At 40.0% G+C, this 19,459-nt stretch carries 16 protein-coding genes and 5 tRNA genes; 5 read left to right on the forward strand and 16 right to left on the reverse strand.

Features of this window, described 5'->3' with window-relative positions; translation table 11 throughout:
* Nucleotides 1-25: 25 nt before the first annotated feature.
* From ABVJ71_RS10180 to ABVJ71_RS10190, 3 genes are read right to left on the reverse strand one after another with little or no spacing between them, the layout of a single operon-like run.
* Nucleotides 26-706 carry a class I SAM-dependent methyltransferase gene (locus tag ABVJ71_RS10180; RefSeq protein WP_353853938.1) on the reverse strand — a complete coding sequence of 227 codons (681 nt, stop codon included), beginning with the start codon at nucleotides 704-706 and terminating at the stop codon, nucleotides 26-28.
* A complete protein-coding gene (locus ABVJ71_RS10185) occupies nucleotides 703-1,287 on the reverse strand; it encodes an NAD(P)H-dependent oxidoreductase (RefSeq protein ID WP_353853939.1) in 585 nt (194 codons plus the stop codon). The genes ABVJ71_RS10180 and ABVJ71_RS10185 overlap by 4 nt, the downstream gene beginning before the upstream one ends.
* 5 nt (nucleotides 1,288-1,292) lie before the next feature.
* The gene (locus ABVJ71_RS10190; RefSeq protein ID WP_353853940.1) at nucleotides 1,293-3,140 is read right to left on the reverse strand and encodes a tetratricopeptide repeat protein; all 1,848 of its coding nucleotides are present in this window, start codon (nucleotides 3,138-3,140) and stop codon (nucleotides 1,293-1,295) included.
* Between the two features lie 531 nt (nucleotides 3,141-3,671).
* Between ABVJ71_RS10190 and ABVJ71_RS10195 the strand changes: the two genes are divergently transcribed.
* On the forward strand, nucleotides 3,672-4,217 hold the full coding sequence (locus ABVJ71_RS10195; protein ID WP_353853941.1) for a short-chain dehydrogenase: 546 nt from the start codon (nucleotides 3,672-3,674) through the stop codon (nucleotides 4,215-4,217).
* Between the two features lie 920 nt (nucleotides 4,218-5,137).
* Here the strand turns inward: ABVJ71_RS10195 and ABVJ71_RS10200 are convergent.
* The 13 genes from ABVJ71_RS10200 to ABVJ71_RS10260 form a co-directional block, all read right to left on the reverse strand.
* Nucleotides 5,138-5,434, reverse strand: coding sequence for a hypothetical protein (locus tag ABVJ71_RS10200; RefSeq protein WP_353853942.1), 297 nt, complete (start codon nucleotides 5,432-5,434; stop codon nucleotides 5,138-5,140).
* A gap of 180 nt (nucleotides 5,435-5,614) precedes the next feature.
* Nucleotides 5,615-7,417: a glutamine--fructose-6-phosphate transaminase (isomerizing) gene (gene glmS / locus ABVJ71_RS10205; RefSeq protein WP_353853943.1), complete on the reverse strand. Its 1,803-nt coding sequence runs from the start codon at nucleotides 7,415-7,417 to the stop codon at nucleotides 5,615-5,617.
* A gap of 570 nt (nucleotides 7,418-7,987) precedes the next feature.
* On the reverse strand, nucleotides 7,988-9,334 hold the full coding sequence (glmM, locus tag ABVJ71_RS10210) for a phosphoglucosamine mutase (RefSeq protein WP_353853944.1): 1,347 nt from the start codon (nucleotides 9,332-9,334) through the stop codon (nucleotides 7,988-7,990).
* A gap of 25 nt (nucleotides 9,335-9,359) precedes the next feature.
* Entirely contained in the window at nucleotides 9,360-10,769 is a 1,410-nt protein-coding gene (locus ABVJ71_RS10215; protein ID WP_353853945.1) for a YbbR-like domain-containing protein, read from the reverse strand.
* Nucleotides 10,762-11,583 (reverse strand): diadenylate cyclase CdaA, encoded by an 822-nt coding sequence (cdaA, locus tag ABVJ71_RS10220; protein ID WP_353853946.1) that lies wholly within the window; start codon nucleotides 11,581-11,583, stop codon nucleotides 10,762-10,764. The genes ABVJ71_RS10215 and cdaA overlap by 8 nt, the downstream gene beginning before the upstream one ends.
* Nucleotides 11,584-11,794: 211 nt before the next feature.
* Nucleotides 11,795-12,421, reverse strand: coding sequence for an anti-sigma-W factor RsiW (rsiW, locus tag ABVJ71_RS10225; protein ID WP_353853947.1), 627 nt, complete (start codon nucleotides 12,419-12,421; stop codon nucleotides 11,795-11,797).
* Nucleotides 12,422-12,435: 14 nt separating this feature from the next.
* Entirely contained in the window at nucleotides 12,436-12,999 is a 564-nt protein-coding gene (gene sigW, locus ABVJ71_RS10230) for an RNA polymerase sigma factor SigW (protein WP_353853948.1), read from the reverse strand.
* Nucleotides 13,000-13,194: 195 nt separating this feature from the next.
* Nucleotides 13,195-14,109, reverse strand: a complete 915-nt coding sequence (rocF, locus tag ABVJ71_RS10235; protein WP_353853949.1) for an arginase — start codon at nucleotides 14,107-14,109, stop codon at nucleotides 13,195-13,197.
* A 140-nt stretch (nucleotides 14,110-14,249) separates the two neighbouring features.
* Nucleotides 14,250-14,321: transfer RNA gene (locus ABVJ71_RS10240), tRNA-Gln, on the reverse strand.
* 4 nt (nucleotides 14,322-14,325) lie between these two features.
* Nucleotides 14,326-14,410 (reverse strand) — tRNA-Tyr (locus ABVJ71_RS10245).
* Nucleotides 14,411-14,437: 27 nt separating this feature from the next.
* Nucleotides 14,438-14,510: transfer RNA gene (locus ABVJ71_RS10250), tRNA-Thr, on the reverse strand.
* 6 nt (nucleotides 14,511-14,516) lie between these two features.
* A tRNA-Val gene (locus ABVJ71_RS10255) sits at nucleotides 14,517-14,592 on the reverse strand.
* 6 nt (nucleotides 14,593-14,598) lie between these two features.
* Nucleotides 14,599-14,673: transfer RNA gene (locus tag ABVJ71_RS10260), tRNA-Glu, on the reverse strand.
* A 234-nt stretch (nucleotides 14,674-14,907) separates the two neighbouring features.
* Between ABVJ71_RS10260 and murQ the strand changes: the two genes are divergently transcribed.
* The 4 genes from murQ to pbp4b are packed head-to-tail and all read left to right on the forward strand — an operon-like array spanning nucleotide 14,908 to nucleotide 19,447.
* Nucleotides 14,908-15,819 (forward strand): N-acetylmuramic acid 6-phosphate etherase, encoded by a 912-nt coding sequence (gene murQ, locus ABVJ71_RS10265; RefSeq protein WP_353853950.1) that lies wholly within the window; start codon nucleotides 14,908-14,910, stop codon nucleotides 15,817-15,819.
* A gap of 13 nt (nucleotides 15,820-15,832) precedes the next feature.
* A complete protein-coding gene (locus ABVJ71_RS10270; protein WP_353853951.1) occupies nucleotides 15,833-16,702 on the forward strand; it encodes a MurR/RpiR family transcriptional regulator in 870 nt (289 codons plus the stop codon).
* A complete protein-coding gene (locus ABVJ71_RS10275) occupies nucleotides 16,699-18,078 on the forward strand; it encodes a PTS transporter subunit EIIC (protein ID WP_353853952.1) in 1,380 nt (459 codons plus the stop codon). The genes ABVJ71_RS10270 and ABVJ71_RS10275 overlap by 4 nt, the downstream gene beginning before the upstream one ends.
* A 13-nt stretch (nucleotides 18,079-18,091) precedes the next feature.
* Complete coding sequence (pbp4b, locus tag ABVJ71_RS10280) at nucleotides 18,092-19,447, forward strand: penicillin binding protein PBP4B (protein WP_353853953.1); 1,356 nt, start codon at nucleotides 18,092-18,094, stop codon at nucleotides 19,445-19,447.
* Nucleotides 19,448-19,459: the final 12 nt, after the last annotated feature.

A 19,459-nucleotide genomic window follows, 5' to 3' on the forward strand; every position in this document is an offset into this window, starting at 1 on the left:
TGGAAGCTTCCTCCCTTAAACAGCGTTAAATTTTTTTACTAATACATAATCCACATTCATCAATAGGTAATGTTACAGAGGTAGAAAACCTATTTTCGTCTTGCACTCTTTGGAAATAGTGTTTGAAATCCTCGGAAAATTTTTCGATTACAGGGTCATGGGCTAAAACTAGTGCGCCAGGTGCTAGTTTTTCATACCAAGCGTCTATTAGTAGAGGATAATCAGCCTTTGAACCATTTTTCTCTACATCAATTAAAATTAAATCTATACTTGAGTCTTTAAAATGATTAATTCCGGAAAATGCATCTTCCGTTTTTATTTCAGCCCAATCTAGACCTACATTCTTGATGTTTTGTACAGCGCTTAAGCAAGCGTCTTTATTTATATCAAAACCAACAACTTTTTTATTTTCAGGATTATTCAACCCTCCAGCCAGCCAAAATAACGCATAACCATAATAACTACCTAATACAACTACATTTTTAATCATCCTGCTTGAAGAAGTCGCAAATAACATTCGTTCCATAATGGGTGAGATAGTGGTAGAAGGTACATTTATATTCCCTACTAAACTTTTCTTGAATGTTCCAAATTTCTCATTATCAAAGTGGGTGTCTGCAAAAAGTACATTATGTTGAACTAATTTGTTAATAATTTGTTTCATTTTTTTATCGATAGCTGGTAAGTTGGTTTGTGTTTTGGTCATACCGCATACTCTCCTGATTTTGTTGCAATGCTTTCCCCTAACTTGAATAGGTCTGTAACTAATTTTCCTTGCTCTTTAACACTAAGTGTTCTTAGGTTTCCAATAATTATTTCCTTTCTTAAAACTGTGGCCCCCATTGCTGTAAATACATTGCGTAATTGCGAGGAACCATGGACAGCATCTGCAAATTCCGCTCCTACTACTATTAGAGATACTTTTTTACCAACCAATAACTTTTTTTTTTCAGGAAAATCATATAGAGGGCCTCCGATAACATTCATAGCATTTATTACTGATCCTACAACCGATTTCCAATATGCAGGAGCCGAAATGATAATGTGTTCCGCTTCCAACATAGAATTATATAATTCATCTACACTTTCATTTTCGTATTCACTAGTATTTCTCCCGTCGAAAAATGGCAAATTTAAATTACGTAAATCTAAAACTTTATAGTTATCATAACCTTGTTCATCGAATTTCTTTTTAACGAGATTTAGTAACTCGCGCGCGGCTGATTTTGTATCTCTTCCTGGACTCGGCTTCATGCTTCCGCAAATCAATAAAGTTTTGTGACCCAATGTAATCAACTCCTTGTCAAAATTTTGCTTATTATCTTCGTATTGCTTTCATTAGTGTTGCTAATTAGGTATTCGTTCATATCTATTTCGGGTACAGCCTCAAGATCAACGGACGGGTGATAAGACGAAAGTTTAGTTTTCGGTTGTCGTAATGGCTGCTCTAATATTGATTTCCCTTCTAATTGAGTTCCAGTAATAAATAACTCTGCAACTTTATTTGGTAAGGTATGCTTGGAATTTTCGCATTTTTTTTGTAAAACAGCTATATTTTCATTAACCAAATCCATTCTAGAACTGGCTTGTAAATAACCTCTTACGAAGTCTTCAATTTGTTCAGAATTCCTGAGTTTCAAGGAGATTTCCAACCCACTTTGGAAATGTTTTATAGATTCTTCGTATTTGCCAATATCTAAATTGACGTATCCTAATGCGTAAAGAATAGTTTCGGTGTCTAGCCTATCCTTTAGGTTTAGCGCTGTCTGATAAGCTTTTTCCAAGTAGTTAATTGACTCATTTATTTTCCCGGCTTTCCAGGCCAGCATTCCGGTGCGATAACAGTATCCGTGCTCATCTCCGATCAATTTATTAAATGCGGATTTCCAAAACTCTAAGGCACTTATATAATCCTTGCGGATTTCCAAGAGAAAAGTGATATTTGATAATAAATTATATTTTAAATATAAGGAGCCGCTATCCTGTTGATTCTTAATCAACTCTAGTGCTTTTAGTTCCCTTTGAAGAACATCGTCCAAAAGCCTTTCTTTTTCATCGCCTTCTAGTTTACTTGAGGCCACAGTTTCCATAAAACTTAAGCCATTATAAATCCAACCCTTTTCTAACCGATTGCGGTTATCCGACTCATCAACAAATGTTAATGCATTATCATAATGAGTGCGTGCTACATCTAAGTTATAAAACCTCTTAACAGCTAAAAGTGCAGCTAAACATTCTACATGTGCTCTTTGTGGGCCGTTGTTAACGAAATTCAAGGCTTTTTGAAAAGCGATATAAGCTTCATCATACAAACTTAAATTAGCGTGAACTAGCCCGATAATTCTATAGATTTCTTCTGATTGTATTGATTCATTTTTTAACACCTTCTCACATGCTAAAAAGGCATTCTCGTAATTCTGAGTAATTAATGCAATAGCAGCATCTGAAATAAGGCCATTTTCGCTGCCTTCGAAGTTGTACTCTGTAAAGTCGCATTCATTGAATTCTTCCCCGGTGATTAAAGGCTCCTGCTCCGCTAACAATCTTTTAAAAATTCTACTTCGTGCCACCAGCACACTTTCTAGCATGTTAAAAGGCTCTTTCAATTCATATTTGGAGGGGATATTCCCTTTAAATCCCAAAACTAGTTTAAGTTGAGAAGAGGGTAAAAGTTTGAAAATTCTATGTAAAACCCTTAAAGAAGACCTATCTATCCATTCAGAAGCATTTAATATGATTGTCAAAGGTTTTCCTTCGTTTTTAAAAACTTCATTGACCATATCAACGACTTTATCTGCTAATTGGTCAATTAATTTTGTAGTAGCGCTTGATTCCCGGCTTATTCTACGAATAATACTATAAATTATTGAATCTGAACTCATGTCCATTCTCTTCCAGGAATTCCTTAACGTGTTATATGATTCGGTGATAATGTCCATTTGTTTGTATTCTTTGAAGGTTGTTTCCATCTTTTTAATAATTTCGCCGATTGTGTAATAAGGTTTAAAAGACCGATCATCAACCGAAAAATTTATGATGATAGAACGTTTATTATCTAAAACTAAGCTGGTATCATCTTTCATTCCGCGCACCCAAATAACAGGTCTTTCTCTAAAGTTAGATAGAGAACTAACTTTCATGTTCCTTCCCTCCAATTCTCATAAGTTTATGTAACGTTGTTTTTGTGGTGATAGAAGAAAAGGGACACTTGTTAGATGCCCCTTTTCATACACATTCGTCATATACGGTACCCTTCAAATTACCACTTAACAACTAGTTGTGCTGCTTCGATTTCTTCAGCAGTTGCAACTTCTGCTTCTTCGTTTAAGTCCTCTAAGAACTTCAAAAGATCTTGATTCATTCAGAATACCCCCCTTTCAATTTTGTTATTTTATGTAAATTCTAAGGTGTTATCTAAATATTAAAATAACAGGTGTTATCTGAATATTAAAATAACTCTTGGTGATTTTCAACCGGTCTATCCTAATTTTTGCAAAATGTAACTTTTAACCTATTTAATGTATTTTTTTGACAATTTTAACTATATTTATCCTATTTTTTAATAATTATCATAGAAATATTGCTAATTATTTGCACTTAAAATTCTTTTTTTTAAAATAGTATAATACTTACTTATAAGTTTAGATATTTAAAATAATAAGGAGGTTCTTATGAAAAATGCTTTAGTGGTGGGTGGCACTGGAATGTTATCTAATGTATCTTTATGGTTAGCTGAAAAAGGTTATCATGTTTCTGTAATTGGTAGAAACCCCGAAAAAATGAATTTATTATTAGAAAAAGGTTTAGCTCATTATCGCATCACCCCTATGTTAGTTGACTATAGAAATGATGAAGAATTAAGAAACCATATAAAATCTTTTCAAGAAAAAAATGGAAAAATTAACTTGGTTGTCGCATGGATACATTCAATTGCAGCAAATGCATTAAATATTATCATTGAAGAGATTAACGTTGATAACCAAAATTGGTCGTTATTTCACATATTGGGAAGTAGTGCTGATTTAAACGAAATAAAACGAAGAACCGTTTTGAGTGGATATAAATATCATCAAGTTCAGTTAGGATTTATTAACCAAAATGGCTTCTCTAGATGGTTAACACACGAGGAAATATCTAATGGTGTGATTAATTCAATTTTAAAAGATAAACCTTTGAGTATTATTGGTACAACAAATGCTAATAAACAACTACCCTAAGCGATGGGAGGAAATATTCCAAGATCTCGTAATGAACGCAGCCATGATTGACTGGCTCACTCACCGGCTTATCTCGTTAATATGAATCGGAAATTCCTACCGAATGAAACTGGTAAAAGCAAAAGAAGACACTCGTTTCTTCCGCATCAATGAAGTGAAATGTAATGAAGAACTTGTCGGGCAAAAGCAAAGTGGGACGTGCTCAGAAAACAGCAAATTGTAGATGAGGAATCTGTTGAAAAGAGTGCTAGGAGTCTGTCCGATGAAAATTTTTTAGCGTATAATTATGCGATAATTCTTCATATTCATCCGTTTTTATTGTATAAAAACATATATTTTGAATAAAAATACGTGAATTTCACTCCGTCAGACAGACTCCTAGACGATCAAAGGTTCTGAGCCTGAAAAGGGTCTCTTTTTTTATACGGGACTGACATATTGGTGGATAACAACAACTCCAAATGACATGGCGGTTCCGAGTCTAATTGCCACCGACAGTGTCGTTTCCGAAATTCCCGTCATTGAAAATTTCTGCGGACACTATTAATGAAATATCATCATTTACGATAAAATCATCTTTAGTCCACTTCAACTCTATTCCTCCAATACATAATAAAATATATCAAATGCCTGATAATTCTATTTTAGTGATTTTTTAAAAACATCCAAAATTCCCTGTCAGAAACATCTATACCACTATTAGCTTTTTGTAAATTCTCACGAAAGGCCTCCAGTTTGACTTTTTTAATGCTATTACTGAACTTAGAAAGACTTTTCGTTTTCTGAAAATCTAGCCCATTCAAGAATAATACGTGTGTTATTTATTTCGTTAGTGCTTAATGGCCCTGTAATAAGAGCAAAAGCATCAGTATCAATATTAAAAATACTCGAATTATTAAAATCCTCCCAAGCTGCTTGTATTACTTCACCAAAGGTTTCATTTTTTCAGTAATACTTATATTATGTTTTATTTGAGCTAGAAGCTTTACCTCCTCTCCATTTTTCGGATTTTGTGTAAAAACAATAAAATCATCTGTATAAAATCCATCAAAACGCCCTTGTAGTTTCATTTTAGTTATTGGCCATGGTGGTAAACATGGTGCTTGGCAACAAGTCCGCATAAGAACTGCAAAAGCAGCCTGTACACGAGTTTCAAAGTTAACTCCACCTCCACCCGTAGAAGACGGATTACATTGCTTTTTCAATGGTTTATCCAACTTTTTTTCCTCCTTGGTTAAACACATTTTACCAACCTTCTAGCCCAAGCTTCATCACAACAAAAAACACACGTTCGATTACTTTAATTGTAATCGATAACGTGTGCTTTTTAAACGACTTTATTTGTAATTAAACAACTTTATTGTCACTCAACACTAGTTTATCAATCAACCTTTTCCCTATTCCACCGTCACACTCTTCGCAAGGTTACGTGGTTTATCCACATCACACCCGCGGTGAAGTGCAGCGTAGTAAGCAATTAGCTGTAATGGGACAACAGATGCAAGTGGTGCAAGTGCTGGGTGTACAGCTGGAAGAACGAAACGGTCGCCTTCGTCTTCTAGACCTTTCAGTGAAATGACACATGGATTAGCACCACGTGCAACGACTTCTTTGACGTTACCGCGAATGCTAAGGTTCACATGCTCTTGTGTTGCAAGAGCGATAACTGGTGTGCCTTCTTCAATTAGAGCAATGGTTCCGTGTTTGAGTTCCCCTCCAGCAAAGCCTTCTGCTTGGATGTAAGAGATCTCTTTTAGCTTTAGAGCGCCTTCTAGACAGACATAGTAGTCAAGTCCTCTTCCGATAAAGAAAGCGTTACGTGACACAGTGAAGAAGTCACGAGCAATTTGCTCCATTTCATCCTTTTGATCAACAAGTGCCTCCATTGCGTTTGCCACAATGCCTAGCTCTTTCACAAGGTCAAAGTCAAGAGATTGACCATTTAATTCTGCAGCGACAGATGCTAGGATCGCAAGAACAGCGATTTGTGCTGTGTATGCTTTTGTTGATGCAACTGCAATTTCTGGTCCAGCATGCAGAAGTAATGTGAAGTCAGCTTCACGTGATAGCGTTGAACCTGGCACATTTGTAATCGTTAATGCTTTATGGCCAAGGTCTTTCACTTGAACAAGTACAGCACGGCTGTCCGCAGTCTCCCCAGATTGAGAAAGGAAGATGAATAGCGGCTTTTTCGATAAAAGCGGCATGTTGTAAGAAAATTCACTTGCCACATGAACTTCTACAGGAACTTTCGCCCAATCTTCAATATATTGTTTACCGACAAGTCCTGCATGGTAGCTCGTTCCGCAAGCCACAATATAAATTCGGTCTGCTTCTGCTACTGCGCCTGCGATATCGCCAGCGACAGACAGCTTACCATTTTCATCTTGATATTCTTGGATGATTTTTCGCATGACAAGCGGCTGTTCATCCGTTTCTTTTAACATGTAGTGAGGATATGTGCCTTTCTCGATATCGCTTGCATCAAGCTCAGCAATATAAGAAGGACGTATCATGATGTCACCGTCAAGGTTTTTAATGATGACCTCGTCTTTTGTGACAATGACCATTTCTTTATCCATTAATTCCGCATATTCGTTCGTTACTTGAAGCATCGCCATTGCGTCAGAAGCCACAACGTTGAAGCCTTCACCAAAACCAACTAAAAGCGGGCTTTTGTTTTTCGCCACATAGATTGTTTCTTTGTTTTCGTTATCGAATAGAGCAATTGCGTAAGAGCCTTTTAGTTGAAGAAGCGTTTGACGGAAAGCTTCCTCTGTATCAAGACCTCTATTCACAAATTGTTCGATGACTTGAACAACAACCTCTGTATCTGTGTCGCTTTTTAGTGTGACGTCTTGTAAATATTCACGTGTCAACTGAACATAGTTCTCGATGACACCGTTATGAACAAGCGTAAAACGGCCAGAAGCACTCTGATGCGGATGCGCATTAAGATGGCTTGGTACACCGTGTGTAGCCCAGCGTGTATGTCCAATTCCTGCTGTTGATGCCACGTTTGCATCAACGACTTCACGAAGCTTAGCGATACGTCCTTTTTCTTTAAAAACATGCACGCCATCTTCGTTTGCCACAGCAATACCTGCTGAGTCATACCCGCGGTATTCAAGCTTCTCTAAACCTTTTAATAAGATTTCCTTCGCATCATTCTGACCAATATAACCTACGATTCCACACATATTTTTCTTCCTCCCGATGATGAGAAAGGGGACAAAGAAAGCCTACTAAAATAGAAGGGACATTTCTTCGTCCCTCTCTACATGTTTAATTTGGGAGATCATGTGTATTCCCTTTGTTCAAAGAGTCACCTCTTTGGTTTAAAGAAACACTTGCGGCTGTGATCTCTTTTGATCAGCCGGGAGGCATCCGCCGAAAATTCGATAACCTCCATCCTCGTCAACTAAGCATCTTTCATCCGATCGCTTAGTTCGGGCGCTATCATTATAAGAGTTCCGAACATCTACCCTGCCTTTCCTGCTAGAATAAAAATCCAATAACACAAGGATGATTGTACTACAAGGTCTGACCTCCGTCAATCACATTTTAGCGGGCATCACCTTCCTTCAGAAAGTTATACCTCTTTACACTATATGCGAAGAGGCTTGGCACGTTCTACCTTTGATGTGCTCTCCTATGTATGAGCGAGCAACAGCATAATGCCCTCACTTATATCATTCGTACAGGATGCCTCTCTTATGACGTATATTTTTTAAAAAAAAGCAAACCGCTACTATGCGGTTTGCTTTTTTTTATTCAATACCCATTTCTTCCTTCACTACAGCTGTAATTCGAGTAACATACTCCTCACACAACTCTTTCGTTTTGGCTTCTGCCATCACTCTTACAAGCGGTTCTGTACCGGATGGGCGCACAAGAATACGGCCATCACCGTTCATCTCTTTTTCCACCTCTTGGATGACCGCTTTGACTTTTTCATTTTCTTCCACTTTATATTTATCAGACACTTTGACATTCACAAGAAGTTGCGGAAACTTTTGCATTTCCGCTGCAAGTTCTGACAATGTTTTTCCTGTCGCTTTTAACGTATTGACGAGCATGATCGCAGAAAGCATCCCGTCACCCGTCGTATTGTAATCAAGGAAAATCAAGTGACCTGATTGCTCGCCGCCGACATTATAGCCATCCTTTTTCATAGCCTCTACCACATAACGGTCGCCGACAGCAGTTTGAATACTCTTGATGCCTTGCTTTTCTAGCGCTTTGTAGAAACCTAGGTTACTCATAACCGTTGATACAACCGTGTCATCCTTTAGTCGACCTTCACTCTTCAAATAACGTGCACATATGTACATAATTTGGTCTCCGTCTACGATTTCGCCTTTTTCATCTACTGCAATTAATCGGTCGCCGTCACCATCAAAAGCAAGACCAATGTCTGCTCCCTTCTCCTTCACAAAAGCAGAAAGTGCCTCTGGATGAGTTGAGCCTACCCCATCATTGATATTCAACCCGTTTGGTGATGTTCCCATTGTCGACACATCTGCATCCAGATCTGCAAATAAGTGAGTCGCAAGAGAAGATGTTGCGCCGTGGGCACAATCAAGCGCCACGTGAATACCTGTGAAATCCTCATCAGCTGTCTGTTTCAAGAATTGCAAATATTTCTGACCGCCCTCAAAATAGTCATTCACTGTCCCAAGATCGGATCCAACCGGACGTGGTAAATTGTCAACTGGCTGATCCATCAACTGCTCAATTTCATTCTCCTGCTCATCAGACAGCTTAAAGCCATCGCCGCCGAAAAATTTAATCCCATTGTCTTGAACTGGATTGTGAGAAGCAGATATCATGACGCCCGCTTCAGCATCCATTGCTTTTGTTAAATAGGAAACACCAGGTGTTGAGATCACACCTAAACGCATGACTTCAGCTCCAATAGAAAGCAAGCCTGCAACCAGTGCTCCTTCTAGCATATGACCGGATACACGCGTATCTCGTCCAACGAGTACCTTTGGACGTTCTTTATCCTTCGTGAGGACATAGCCGCCATATCTCCCAATCTTAAAAGCGAGCTCTGGCGTTAATTCGCTATTAGCCACACCCCTTACACCATCAGTTCCAAAGTACTTGCCCATGTTTCAATCGCTCCTTTTTTACCATTCAAGAGGACGCTGCGTCCTCTTTTGTATCTTCTTTGATACGTTGCCTTTGACTCGATTCTATCTTGCCTTTATCCTGTGTCGACTGCTCTTTACTCTTATCTTCCTGATCATCATCGTCCGGCGATTGATCCCTTCGATTATTTTTAGAAACAGGTTGATCCTCCGAATCAGTTGAGATGAGTTTGACCTTGACCTTCGATCTTGATAATGACCATGTCACATTTTGAGGACCATTCACTTGCACTTTGACCTCATGTGAACCTTCGTTCAGATCTGCGACATTGATATAGGCCTCAACATCTGAAGCTTTTAGATGATCAATTGCGCTCTTTGACCCTTTGGCTGTCAATGTAATCCGTCCAGAAGATGGACTCACAAATTGAGAGGTGAGATTCTTACTAAGACCCACGACGGATATCGGCACATTATCCATTTTTTTCTGCTCAGCTGTTGCAACTTTCACTTTGATTTTGACTGTTTCAGGCGAAACCTTTTTCACACCATCTGGCAGCGGGATTTCCGCATCAATCTCCGTATCATCTTTAATTTTGCTAAGGTCTAGCGTGACTCCATCAATAAAATCAAGTGCATCCAGTACCTTTTGAGAACCGTATACCGTGACCTCACTCGGACTTGTCTCGATGCTTGAGATACTAATCCCATCCGGTAAATTACCTGTCCGCTCAATCTTAAACGGAACCTTTTTACTCGGACTTGTGATGGGGACTGTAATATCGACAACTGATGGACTTACTTCAACCGGCAGCTCATTTCCATTGCTATCGTATACTGTGAGCTTCGCTTCTTTTTGAATTTGTTCATCGACATCCTCTAAATTGACAAATGCTTTAATAACAGAAATTTTGTCAATGACATCCTTCGACCCAGTGACTGTTACTTTTTTCGGATTCACAATTGGCTGTTCTGGTGAATAGCCGTCTTTTATTTTATTTTGATTGTAAAATTCTGTTTCAACAGGAAATTCCGCTGATGTTTTCTCTTGTATCGTTACTGTCGTAACAGATGGGTTAATCGTTAGGGTGAGACCCTGCGATACACCTCTTGCCTTCAGCTCCACCTTATGTGTACCTGTCGTTAAATGTTGCATATCTGCGTAAATTTCAAAGTTTTTTGTTTGTCTAGCCGTTTTCACAGCACTTGTTGATCCTTTAATGGTAACATTGACTGTCTGTGGCACACCTGTGACGACATATTTTTCGTCATCATAATATGCTTTAACAGGAATGTCTGTTAAGGTTGCTTCATCAGTTGTAGATGTTGGAAAAAAGGATTCACCGATTTTTTTCGGCGAGGGCGCTTGCGCTGAATTGACTGCTCCATACAGCAATAAAGCGAAGACCAATGCAAGAAACTTTACAGCCCAGCGATTATTTAAAATCTTATCCATTTTTCTTGCCCCTCCAATACCATTTGGTCGAGGAAGCATCTTTGCTGTTCTTACTAAACTCAGCAATCAGCATTTCTTCAAGCGCTTCTTCTGTCAATTCTCGATGGAGATCTCCATTTCTCGCAACACTGATACTGCCTGTCTCCTCTGAGACGATCACTGTTAAGCTGTCAGTCACTTCACTAATACCTACAGCCGCTCTATGACGGGTTCCCAGTTCCTTTGAGATAAAAGGACTCTCTGACAGCGGCAAATAACAAGCCGCAGCTGCAATCTCATCACGCTTCATAATCACAGCACCGTCATGAAGTGGTGTATTCGGAATGAAAATATTAATAAGCAGCTCAGAACTCACCTTTGCATTCAAAGGAATTCCTGTCTCTATGTAATCATTCATCCCAGTATCGCGCTCAATTGTCAATAGCGCCCCTATTCTACGTTTTGCCATATAATTAATTGCTTTTGTAATTGCCTCGATCGTTTTTTTCTGCTGTTCCTCTACAGGTGTCCCGCTTCTTGAAAAGAAACGGCCGCGCCCAAGCTGCTCAAGTGCTCTCCTTAGCTCTGGCTGAAAAATAATAATGATCGCAAGGAAACCCCATGTAATCGCTTGATCCATCAGCCATTGAAGTGTGTTTAGACCGAGATACGCACTTCCCATTCTGACGAGAACAATGACCACAATTCCCTTTAAAAGCTGAACAGCTTTTGTTCCGCGGATGACCATCATTAATTTATATATCACATACCAAACAACGAGAATATCAACAGCATTACCGAGGTACTGCAAAAAAGGAATATCCCCTAAAGCCATTTCCTCGTCCTCCAGAATTTTTAAGTTTCTTCGTATGTTGCATTTTTTATAAAAAAAGAGCCTATGTATAAATACATAGCGTGGCTATTATATCACATTTTGTTTCAGCAAGGAAAATAGTTGCCCTATATAGTTTACAATGCGACATGTATAACCGCCGATCGAATAGAAAAAGAGCAGCCTCACCAGGAGTCTGCTCTATGTTGTTTGATTACTTTTGCTCCTCTGGTCCAATCACCCGCATCACTTCTTGTGCTGTGGATTTCATTTTGTACCAGATCCAATCAAACACTTCATTAATTTCATTGATATGACCAGTGACTTGTCCGGCAGAAGCTGTCAACTGTTCTCCATTGACGACCGTTACATTTCCATCAACCTTGCCCTCTACAATCAATTTGCCATTTTTGACAGTCACATCACCTTTGACGGTTTCCCCTTTAGGCACTGTCACTGTATTATTTTCAACAACGAGATTCGGCTGCTTAGACACACTAAAATTATGATCAGTATTCCAGCTTGTAAACAGACTGCCTCCCATCAATATCACAAAGAGAGCAGCGGCTACCATCAGTGGGTGAGATTTGATCCATCTTTGAATCGACACGCGCTTTTTCTCCTTTGGAAGACCACCCATCACCTTTGCAGTGAAATCTGACGGTGCTTCTATATGAGACGTACTCTGCACAAGCGCAACGGATTTCTCAATTTGTTGAAAATGAGTACGGCACTCCTCACACGATTGCAGATGGGTCTTTAATTCTTTTTCATCTTCGGGTATGATATCCCGGTCTAAATACTGATGCATAAGCTGGACGATTTTATCCTGACAGCTCATCAAAATCACCTCACTCAAAGGTCTCTCAACTGTTTCCGGAGAGCCTCTCTCCCCCTGTGTATTCTCGTTTTCACCGTACCAACTGGTATATTCAGAATCTCACTAATTTCTTTTAACGAGAGTTCATCAATATACTTTAGTACGATAACTAAACGATATTTATCAGGTAATCTTAAAATTTTTTGCTGAATGGTGCTCGATAATTCAAGAGACAACACCTCATCCTCTGGCAGAACGCCGTCGGCAGCAATTTGAGAATACATATTGAGTCCTTCTGTTCCTGCAACCTCTGCATCTAAATAATAATCCGGCTTTTTTTTGCGAATACGGTCGATGGTCAAGTTGGTTGCAATGCGATACAGCCATGTGGAAAACTTACGATTCACATCATAACTTTCAATATTCACATAAGCACGAATGAACGCCTCCTGCGCAATATCCTCCGCTTCATGTGCGTTCCCAAGCATACGATAGCATAGCTGATAAATTTTGTCTTTATACAGGTCTACAATGTCTGTAAATGCGTTCTGGTCGCCTTTTTTTACTTGCTTAATTCTTTTTTTTATTATTGTGTCCATAGTATATTCAACCTCTGCCTTCACCGGTCTTTATGTATACGAACCTTTTACCAAAAGGTTTCATTCTCCTCTAAAAAATAGTGTAACAAATTTTTGACAGCGTGTTATGCATATCAGCTGGTAAAAACCTTAACATATCCTTAAAATTCATTCTCTTTTGCTCACAATAAAAAAAGACCAGGAACAAATCCCGATCTACAATAACTTTTCACCCATTAAAGAGCCAATTAAAGCAACAGCCGCTTCTGCTGTTTTATTTCGCTCATCTAATACTGGATTAACCTCAACAAATTCAGCAGAAGTCAAAATGCCCGATTCCTCTAAAAGCTCCATAGCAAGATGACTCTCTCGATAACTCATTCCACCTGCAACTGGTGTCCCTACGCCAGGGCATTCTGCTGGATCTAATCCGTCTAAATCAAGAGACAAATGAACACCGTCGGTTCTCTCCTTTAAATACGCAATAGATTCCTCCATTACCTTCGTCATCCCCAACCGGTCAATCTCATGCATCGTATATACCTTAATGCCTTTTTCTCTAATTAACACACGCTCTCCTTCATCTAAGGAACGAGCACCAATTAAAATAACATTTTCAGGTTTTACTTTTGGAGAATAACCGCCAATATTCGTTAAATCAGAATGCCCAAGACCAAGACTGACTGCAAGCGGCATTCCATGGATATTCCCAGAAGGAGACGTTTCCTCCGTATTTAAATCACCGTGCGCATCATACCAAATAACACCTAGATTTTCATAATGCTTAGAAACTCCTGCCAATGTTCCAATTGCAATGCTATGATCACCGCCTAAAATCAGCGGGAATGAACCTGACTGAACAATTCCATCTACCTTTTCAGCAAGCAGCTTATTCGCACTCGCATTCTCCGTTAAATTTTTTAATTTCTCACTCGTATACAGCCCTTTTTCATCGTCCCTTTGCTCGACTGGAATATCTCCTAGATCTTCCACATCAAATGAAAGCGATTCCAATTTTTCCTTTACTCCTGCACACCGAATCGCACTTGGCCCCATATCCACGCCTCTTCTCATTTGACCCAAGTCCATTGGAACACCCACAATTGTGACCTTCTTTCGATTTTTTCCCATATGTACATCCCCTTTCCGTTCATGCTTTTATTCTACTGTCTCGATGCCTCCTGACTCAACTCGACAACATTTTGAATAGTTATACAACATCTCTCATTTCAACATAAAAAAAGACACCTTTTTTTGAAAAGGTGTCTTGACTGGGCTAGCTGGATTCGAACCAACGCATGACGGAGTCAAAGTCCGTTGCCTTACCGCTTGGCTATAGCCCAAAAATGGTGGAGGGGGACGGATTCGAACCGCCGAACCCGGAGGGAGCGGATTTACAGTCCGCCGCGTTTAGCCACTTCGCTACCCCTCCACATATAAAATTGATAAAGAAAAACAGTGCCGGCAAGAGGACTTGAACCCCCAACCTACTGATTACAAGTCAGTTGCTCTACCAATTGAGCTACACCGGCATATAATGGTGGAGGATGACGGGCTCGAACCGCCGACCCTCTGCTTGTAAGGCAGATGCTCTCCCAGCTGAGCTAATCCTCCACATCATGGTGACCCGTACGGGATTCGAACCCGTGTTACCGCCGTGAAAGGGCGGTGTCTTAACCGCTTGACCAACGGGCCAATTTGTCAAGTTTACTGTTTCCTTGAAGCTGACAAAAGTTATTATATACAGGTTGTTCCCTTTTTGTAAAGGGTAATTTTATTATTTTTATTTTCTAACAATTCATCTTATCCTAAGTCATCTTCATTTTTGAAATGAAATTTCAATATATAAAAATATTATTGAAATTTCATGCCATCATTAATATACTGAAAATGAAGAAATAACAGGCGCAATGCCAGGAGGTATATCACATGCAGCCATCTCAACTGCGTTCTTTAACAACTGAATCAAGAAATCCTCACACGATGAGAATCTCACAAGCTAATCCGCTTGAAATACTCCAGATGATTAATGAAGAAGATATGAAGGTCGCTCAAGCGGTCAATCGCGTACTTCCACATGTGAAAACAGCAAGTGATTTTGCTGATGAATCCATCACAAATGGAGGAAGATTGATCTACATGGGCGCAGGGACAAGTGGGAGAATTGGTGTCATGGATGCCGTTGAATGCCCGCCCACCTACAGCGTCTCACCTGATGTGATTGTAGGCATCATGGCAGGCGGAGACTCAGCCTTTTCTCAAGCTGCCGAAGATGTAGAAGACAGTGAAGAAGCCGGCAAACAAGATTTGATACGCATCCAACTTTCTTCAAAAGATACTGTCGTCGGCATAGCGGCAAGCGGCAGAACACCTTACATTATTGGCGCTTTAACCTATGCAAAATCTATTGGGGCAAAAACAGTCGCCCTCAGCTGTAATGAACAAGCAAAAATTAGTGAGCTGGCAGACTGCGCCATTGAAGTCGTCGTTGGGCCTGAAGCCATCACCGGCTCAACACGAATGAAAGCTGCAACCGCTCATAAAATGATTTTAAATATGATTTCTACATCAGTCATGATCAGACAAGGCAAAGTATACGAAAACCTAATGGTCGATGTAAAAGTGAGCAATCATAAATTAAAAGAACGAGCCATCACCATGATTCAACATGTGACAAATGCTTCCTATGAACAAGCTCTAAAAACCCTTGAGGCTGCCGAATTAGAAGTCAAAACAGCCATCGTCATGCTCCAGGCAAAAACAGATAAGAAAACAGCAAAGAATTTACTTCATCAAACGAACGGCCACATCGACAAAGCCATACTGCGTCATCAATCTTAAAGGAGGCGGTTATATGTCAGCAGGTGGACTCACCCTACTACACACAATGAAATCAAAGCTCCCCCAATCTGAAAAAACCATTGCAGACTACATTCTTGCCTATCCTGACAAAGTCATTAAGAGCACAGTACATGAAATCAGTCAGGCTGCCGGTGCAAGCAGTTCAGCTGTCGTTCGCCTTTGTAAATCTCTTGGGCTTGATGGATATCATGATTTAAAAATGAGGATCGCTGGAGATTTAATGAATGCAGACAAACAAGGCTACCGAGATATTGAACAAGATGAACCACTGAACTCCATCATTCAAAAGACAGCAGGAAACTCTATTCAATCCATTCGAGACACAGCCTCTATTTTAAATTTAGAAGCTTTAGAAAAAGCCGTTCAACTGCTTCTCTCTGCGAAACAAATACACTTTATCGGTGTTGGTGCATCTGGTATCGTCGCAGCCGATGCACAGCAAAAATTCTTGAGAATCAACTATGCGGCGACAGCATTTACTGACATGCATATTGCATCCACTGTCATCGCAAACGCAGGAAAGAATGACATCGTGTTCGGTATATCCTTTTCAGGAGAGACCGAAGAGATTATTCATGCTCTTCAGCTCGCAAAAGATCATCAAGTGAAAACCATCGCCTTAACGCATCCAGGTCATACCAGCGTTTCTTCGTTGTGTGATGTTCACCTAACGACTTCTGGTTCGAATGAAGCACCTTTTCGCAGCGCTGCCACTTCCTCTAGAATGGCACAGCTTTACTTAATTGATGTCTTATTTCTCAGCCTAGCTTCCCGTCAATATGAACAAACAGCTCAATATATTGACAAAACAAGGCATGCCATCCGCTCCATGAAAAGAAAATCAAAGGGGGATTCAACATGAGTCATCAAAATAAATATCAGCAGTTAGCGGAAGAGATCCTTTCGCTTTGCGGTGGTCCAGATAACATCTCTTCCCATACACATTGTATGACACGTCTCCGTATTACACCAATCGACAACGAGAAGATTCAATTGGCAAAGATCCAAGAACTTGATGGCGTCATCGGCGTCGTTGAAGCTGAAACACTCCAAATTATTTTAGGCACTGGCGTCGTAAACCAAGTATCAAGTGCGTTTGAACAACTGCTGAACTCATCCAATACGTATGACCTGAAAAACGAAGCACAAAAGAACAAACAAGTCATTTCACAAAAAAATCGCACCCCCTTCAAATTATTTTTACGCCGCATTGCCAGCATCTTTATTCCAATTATTCCGGCGCTTGTTGCCTCAGGACTCATTACAGGTATGACAAAAGCAATCGTGCAAGCGGGCTGGCTTGATGAGAAATCCCAAGCTGCGATTATTTTAACCGTCATTGGCTCAGGCTTGTTCGCTTACCTCGGTATATTAGTTGGTACAAATGCCGCAAAAGAATTTGGTGGCTCTCCCGCATTAGGAGCGTTAGCTGGTATTCTCATTATCAACCCAGCTTCTGCCGATATTATGTTATTTGGTACAAATATTCTTCCAGGAAGAGGCGGATTGATTGGGGTTCTTCTTGCAGCCATGTTTATGGCACTAGTTGAAACCCGTATAAGACGCTTCGTCCCGCAATCTCTCGATATCATCATCACACCAACATTCACATTACTCATTACAGGAATTTTCACGTACATGATCTTCATGCCTGTCGGTGGATTTATATCTGATGCCATTACCTCAGGATTGACTTACTTATTAAACATTGGCGGTATTTTTTCAGGATTTGTTCTTGGCGCCACCTTCCTTCCACTTGTAGTTACAGGACTTCACCAAGGCTTAACACCTATTCATATGGAGCTCATCAATTCCATTGGGGATGATCCTCTTTTGCCAATTCTAGCTATGGGTGGTGCAGGTCAGGTCGGTGCTGCATTCGCTATCTTTATGAAAACAAAGAAGATAAAGCTAAAGAGAGCCATTGCAGGTGGACTTCCTTCAGGCATGCTGGGCATTGGAGAGCCGCTCATTTTTGGTGTAACACTGCCGCTAGGAAGGCCTTTTTTAACAGCCTGTCTCGGTGCTGGAATAGGCGGCGCATTTCAAGCCTATTTCCAAATAGCAACAAAGGCTATTGGCGTCTCAGGTCTTCCGCTTACCTTCATTGTACACACACATCAAATGGTCCTTTACTTAATCGGCCTGTTTATTGCGTATGTCGCTGGATTTATTTTCACATACTTATTTGGCTTTCATGATGACATGGCTGTTGAATTCGAGGAAACCACCAATTAAGGAGGTCTAAATCTTGAAGAAATGTTTTCTACTAACGACATGCTTGCTCATGCTCCTTGGCTTACCTGTACAAACATTTGCAACTAGCTCCCTGCCTGTATCGTCTTTGTCTAAAACAGCACCTGAAGAATATCCCATCTTAAAAAAAGCGAAACGACCGGAACAAGTAGGTTTTTCTTCTAGGCAGCTTAGGAAGGTTGATCAAATGATTCAAAACGATATCAAAGCAGGATTCCCAGGAGCCGCTCTTATCATCATCAAAAACGGAAAAATCGTACATCAAAAAGCGTACGGCTATCGACAAAAATATGACGGCACAAAGGAACTCAAATCGTATAAAAAAATGAAAAAGGACACACTTTTTGACCTTGCGTCCAACACAAAAATGTATGCCACCAACTACGCTCTGCAAAAGCTCGTATACGAGCAAAAACTAGATGTAAATGAAAAAATCCAGTCCATCTTGCCAGACTTTAAGGATGAACCAAATGCAAAGGTAACTGGCAAAGATCAACTTCGCGTGAAGGACCTTCTGACTCATTCCGCTGGGCTCCCTTCAAGTGTATTATTTTATAGTAAAAAAGCGGCTGGCTCATTTTTCTCACAAGACAGACAAACAACAATGAAATTGTTACCAAAAGTGCCTCTTCAATACGTGCCAGGAACCCAGCATATTTATAGTGACATTGATTACATGCTTTTAGGTATGATCGTCGAGAAAAAAACTGGGCTGCCTCTTGATCAATATGTAGAGTCCACCATCTACCGGCCATTAGGACTCAAACATACAACATTTAATCCACTGCAAAAAGGGTTTCAACCAAAGCATTTTGCAGCAACGGAACGCTTAGGTAATACACGTGACGGTGTGATTGATTTTGAAAACGTTCGTCGATACACACTCATTGGCCAAGTACACGACGAGAAAGCTTATTATTCAATGGCAGGTGTCTCCGGTCATGCTGGTCTTTTCTCAAACATATCAGATATGGCCGTACTGCTTCAGCTCATGCTGAACAAAGGTGGCTATGGGAAGACGACAATCTTTGATCAAGCTTCTATTGATCTCTTTACGACCTCCTCAGAGACGAACCCAACTTACGGTCTAGGCTGGAGAAAAAACGGACATACTGACATGGAATGGATGTTTGGAAAACATGCAAGTAACGAAGCTTTTGGCCATACTGGATGGACTGGGACAATGACTTTAATTGACCCAAAGTACCAACTGGGCGTTGCCTTGTTGACAAATAAGAAACATTCACCAGTCGTTTCACCCAATACCAACCCAAATCAATTTGAAGGCGATCTTTTTCCAACGGGTACTTATGGAAAGATCATGACAGCAATCTACGAATCTTTTAAGTAAAAGGAGGCATTC

This window comes from Bacillus sp. Bos-x628 (assembly GCF_040500475.1).
Lineage (GTDB): Bacteria > Bacillota > Bacilli > Bacillales > Bacillaceae > Bacillus > Bacillus maqinnsis.

Coding starts and splice junctions, on each gene's coding strand:
- rsiW (WP_353853947.1), bottom strand. CDS start 12,421: ATGAGCTGTCAGGATAAAATCGTCCAGCTTATGCATCAGTATTTAGAC.
- glmS (WP_353853943.1), bottom strand. CDS start 7,417: ATGTGTGGAATCGTAGGTTATATTGGTCAGAATGATGCGAAGGAAATC.
- ABVJ71_RS10190 (WP_353853940.1), bottom strand. CDS start 3,140: ATGAAAGTTAGTTCTCTATCTAACTTTAGAGAAAGACCTGTTATTTGG.
- glmM (WP_353853944.1), bottom strand. CDS start 9,334: ATGGGCAAGTACTTTGGAACTGATGGTGTAAGGGGTGTGGCTAATAGC.
- ABVJ71_RS10270 (WP_353853951.1), top strand. CDS start 15,833: ATGTCAGCAGGTGGACTCACCCTACTACACACAATGAAATCAAAGCTC.
- sigW (WP_353853948.1), bottom strand. CDS start 12,999: ATGGACACAATAATAAAAAAAAGAATTAAGCAAGTAAAAAAAGGCGAC.
- rocF (WP_353853949.1), bottom strand. CDS start 14,109: ATGGGAAAAAATCGAAAGAAGGTCACAATTGTGGGTGTTCCAATGGAC.
- ABVJ71_RS10195 (WP_353853941.1), top strand. CDS start 3,672: ATGAAAAATGCTTTAGTGGTGGGTGGCACTGGAATGTTATCTAATGTA.
- ABVJ71_RS10180 (WP_353853938.1), bottom strand. CDS start 706: ATGACCAAAACACAAACCAACTTACCAGCTATCGATAAAAAAATGAAA.
- murQ (WP_353853950.1), top strand. CDS start 14,908: ATGCAGCCATCTCAACTGCGTTCTTTAACAACTGAATCAAGAAATCCT.
- ABVJ71_RS10275 (WP_353853952.1), top strand. CDS start 16,699: ATGAGTCATCAAAATAAATATCAGCAGTTAGCGGAAGAGATCCTTTCG.
- cdaA (WP_353853946.1), bottom strand. CDS start 11,583: ATGGCTTTAGGGGATATTCCTTTTTTGCAGTACCTCGGTAATGCTGTT.
- ABVJ71_RS10215 (WP_353853945.1), bottom strand. CDS start 10,769: ATGGATAAGATTTTAAATAATCGCTGGGCTGTAAAGTTTCTTGCATTG.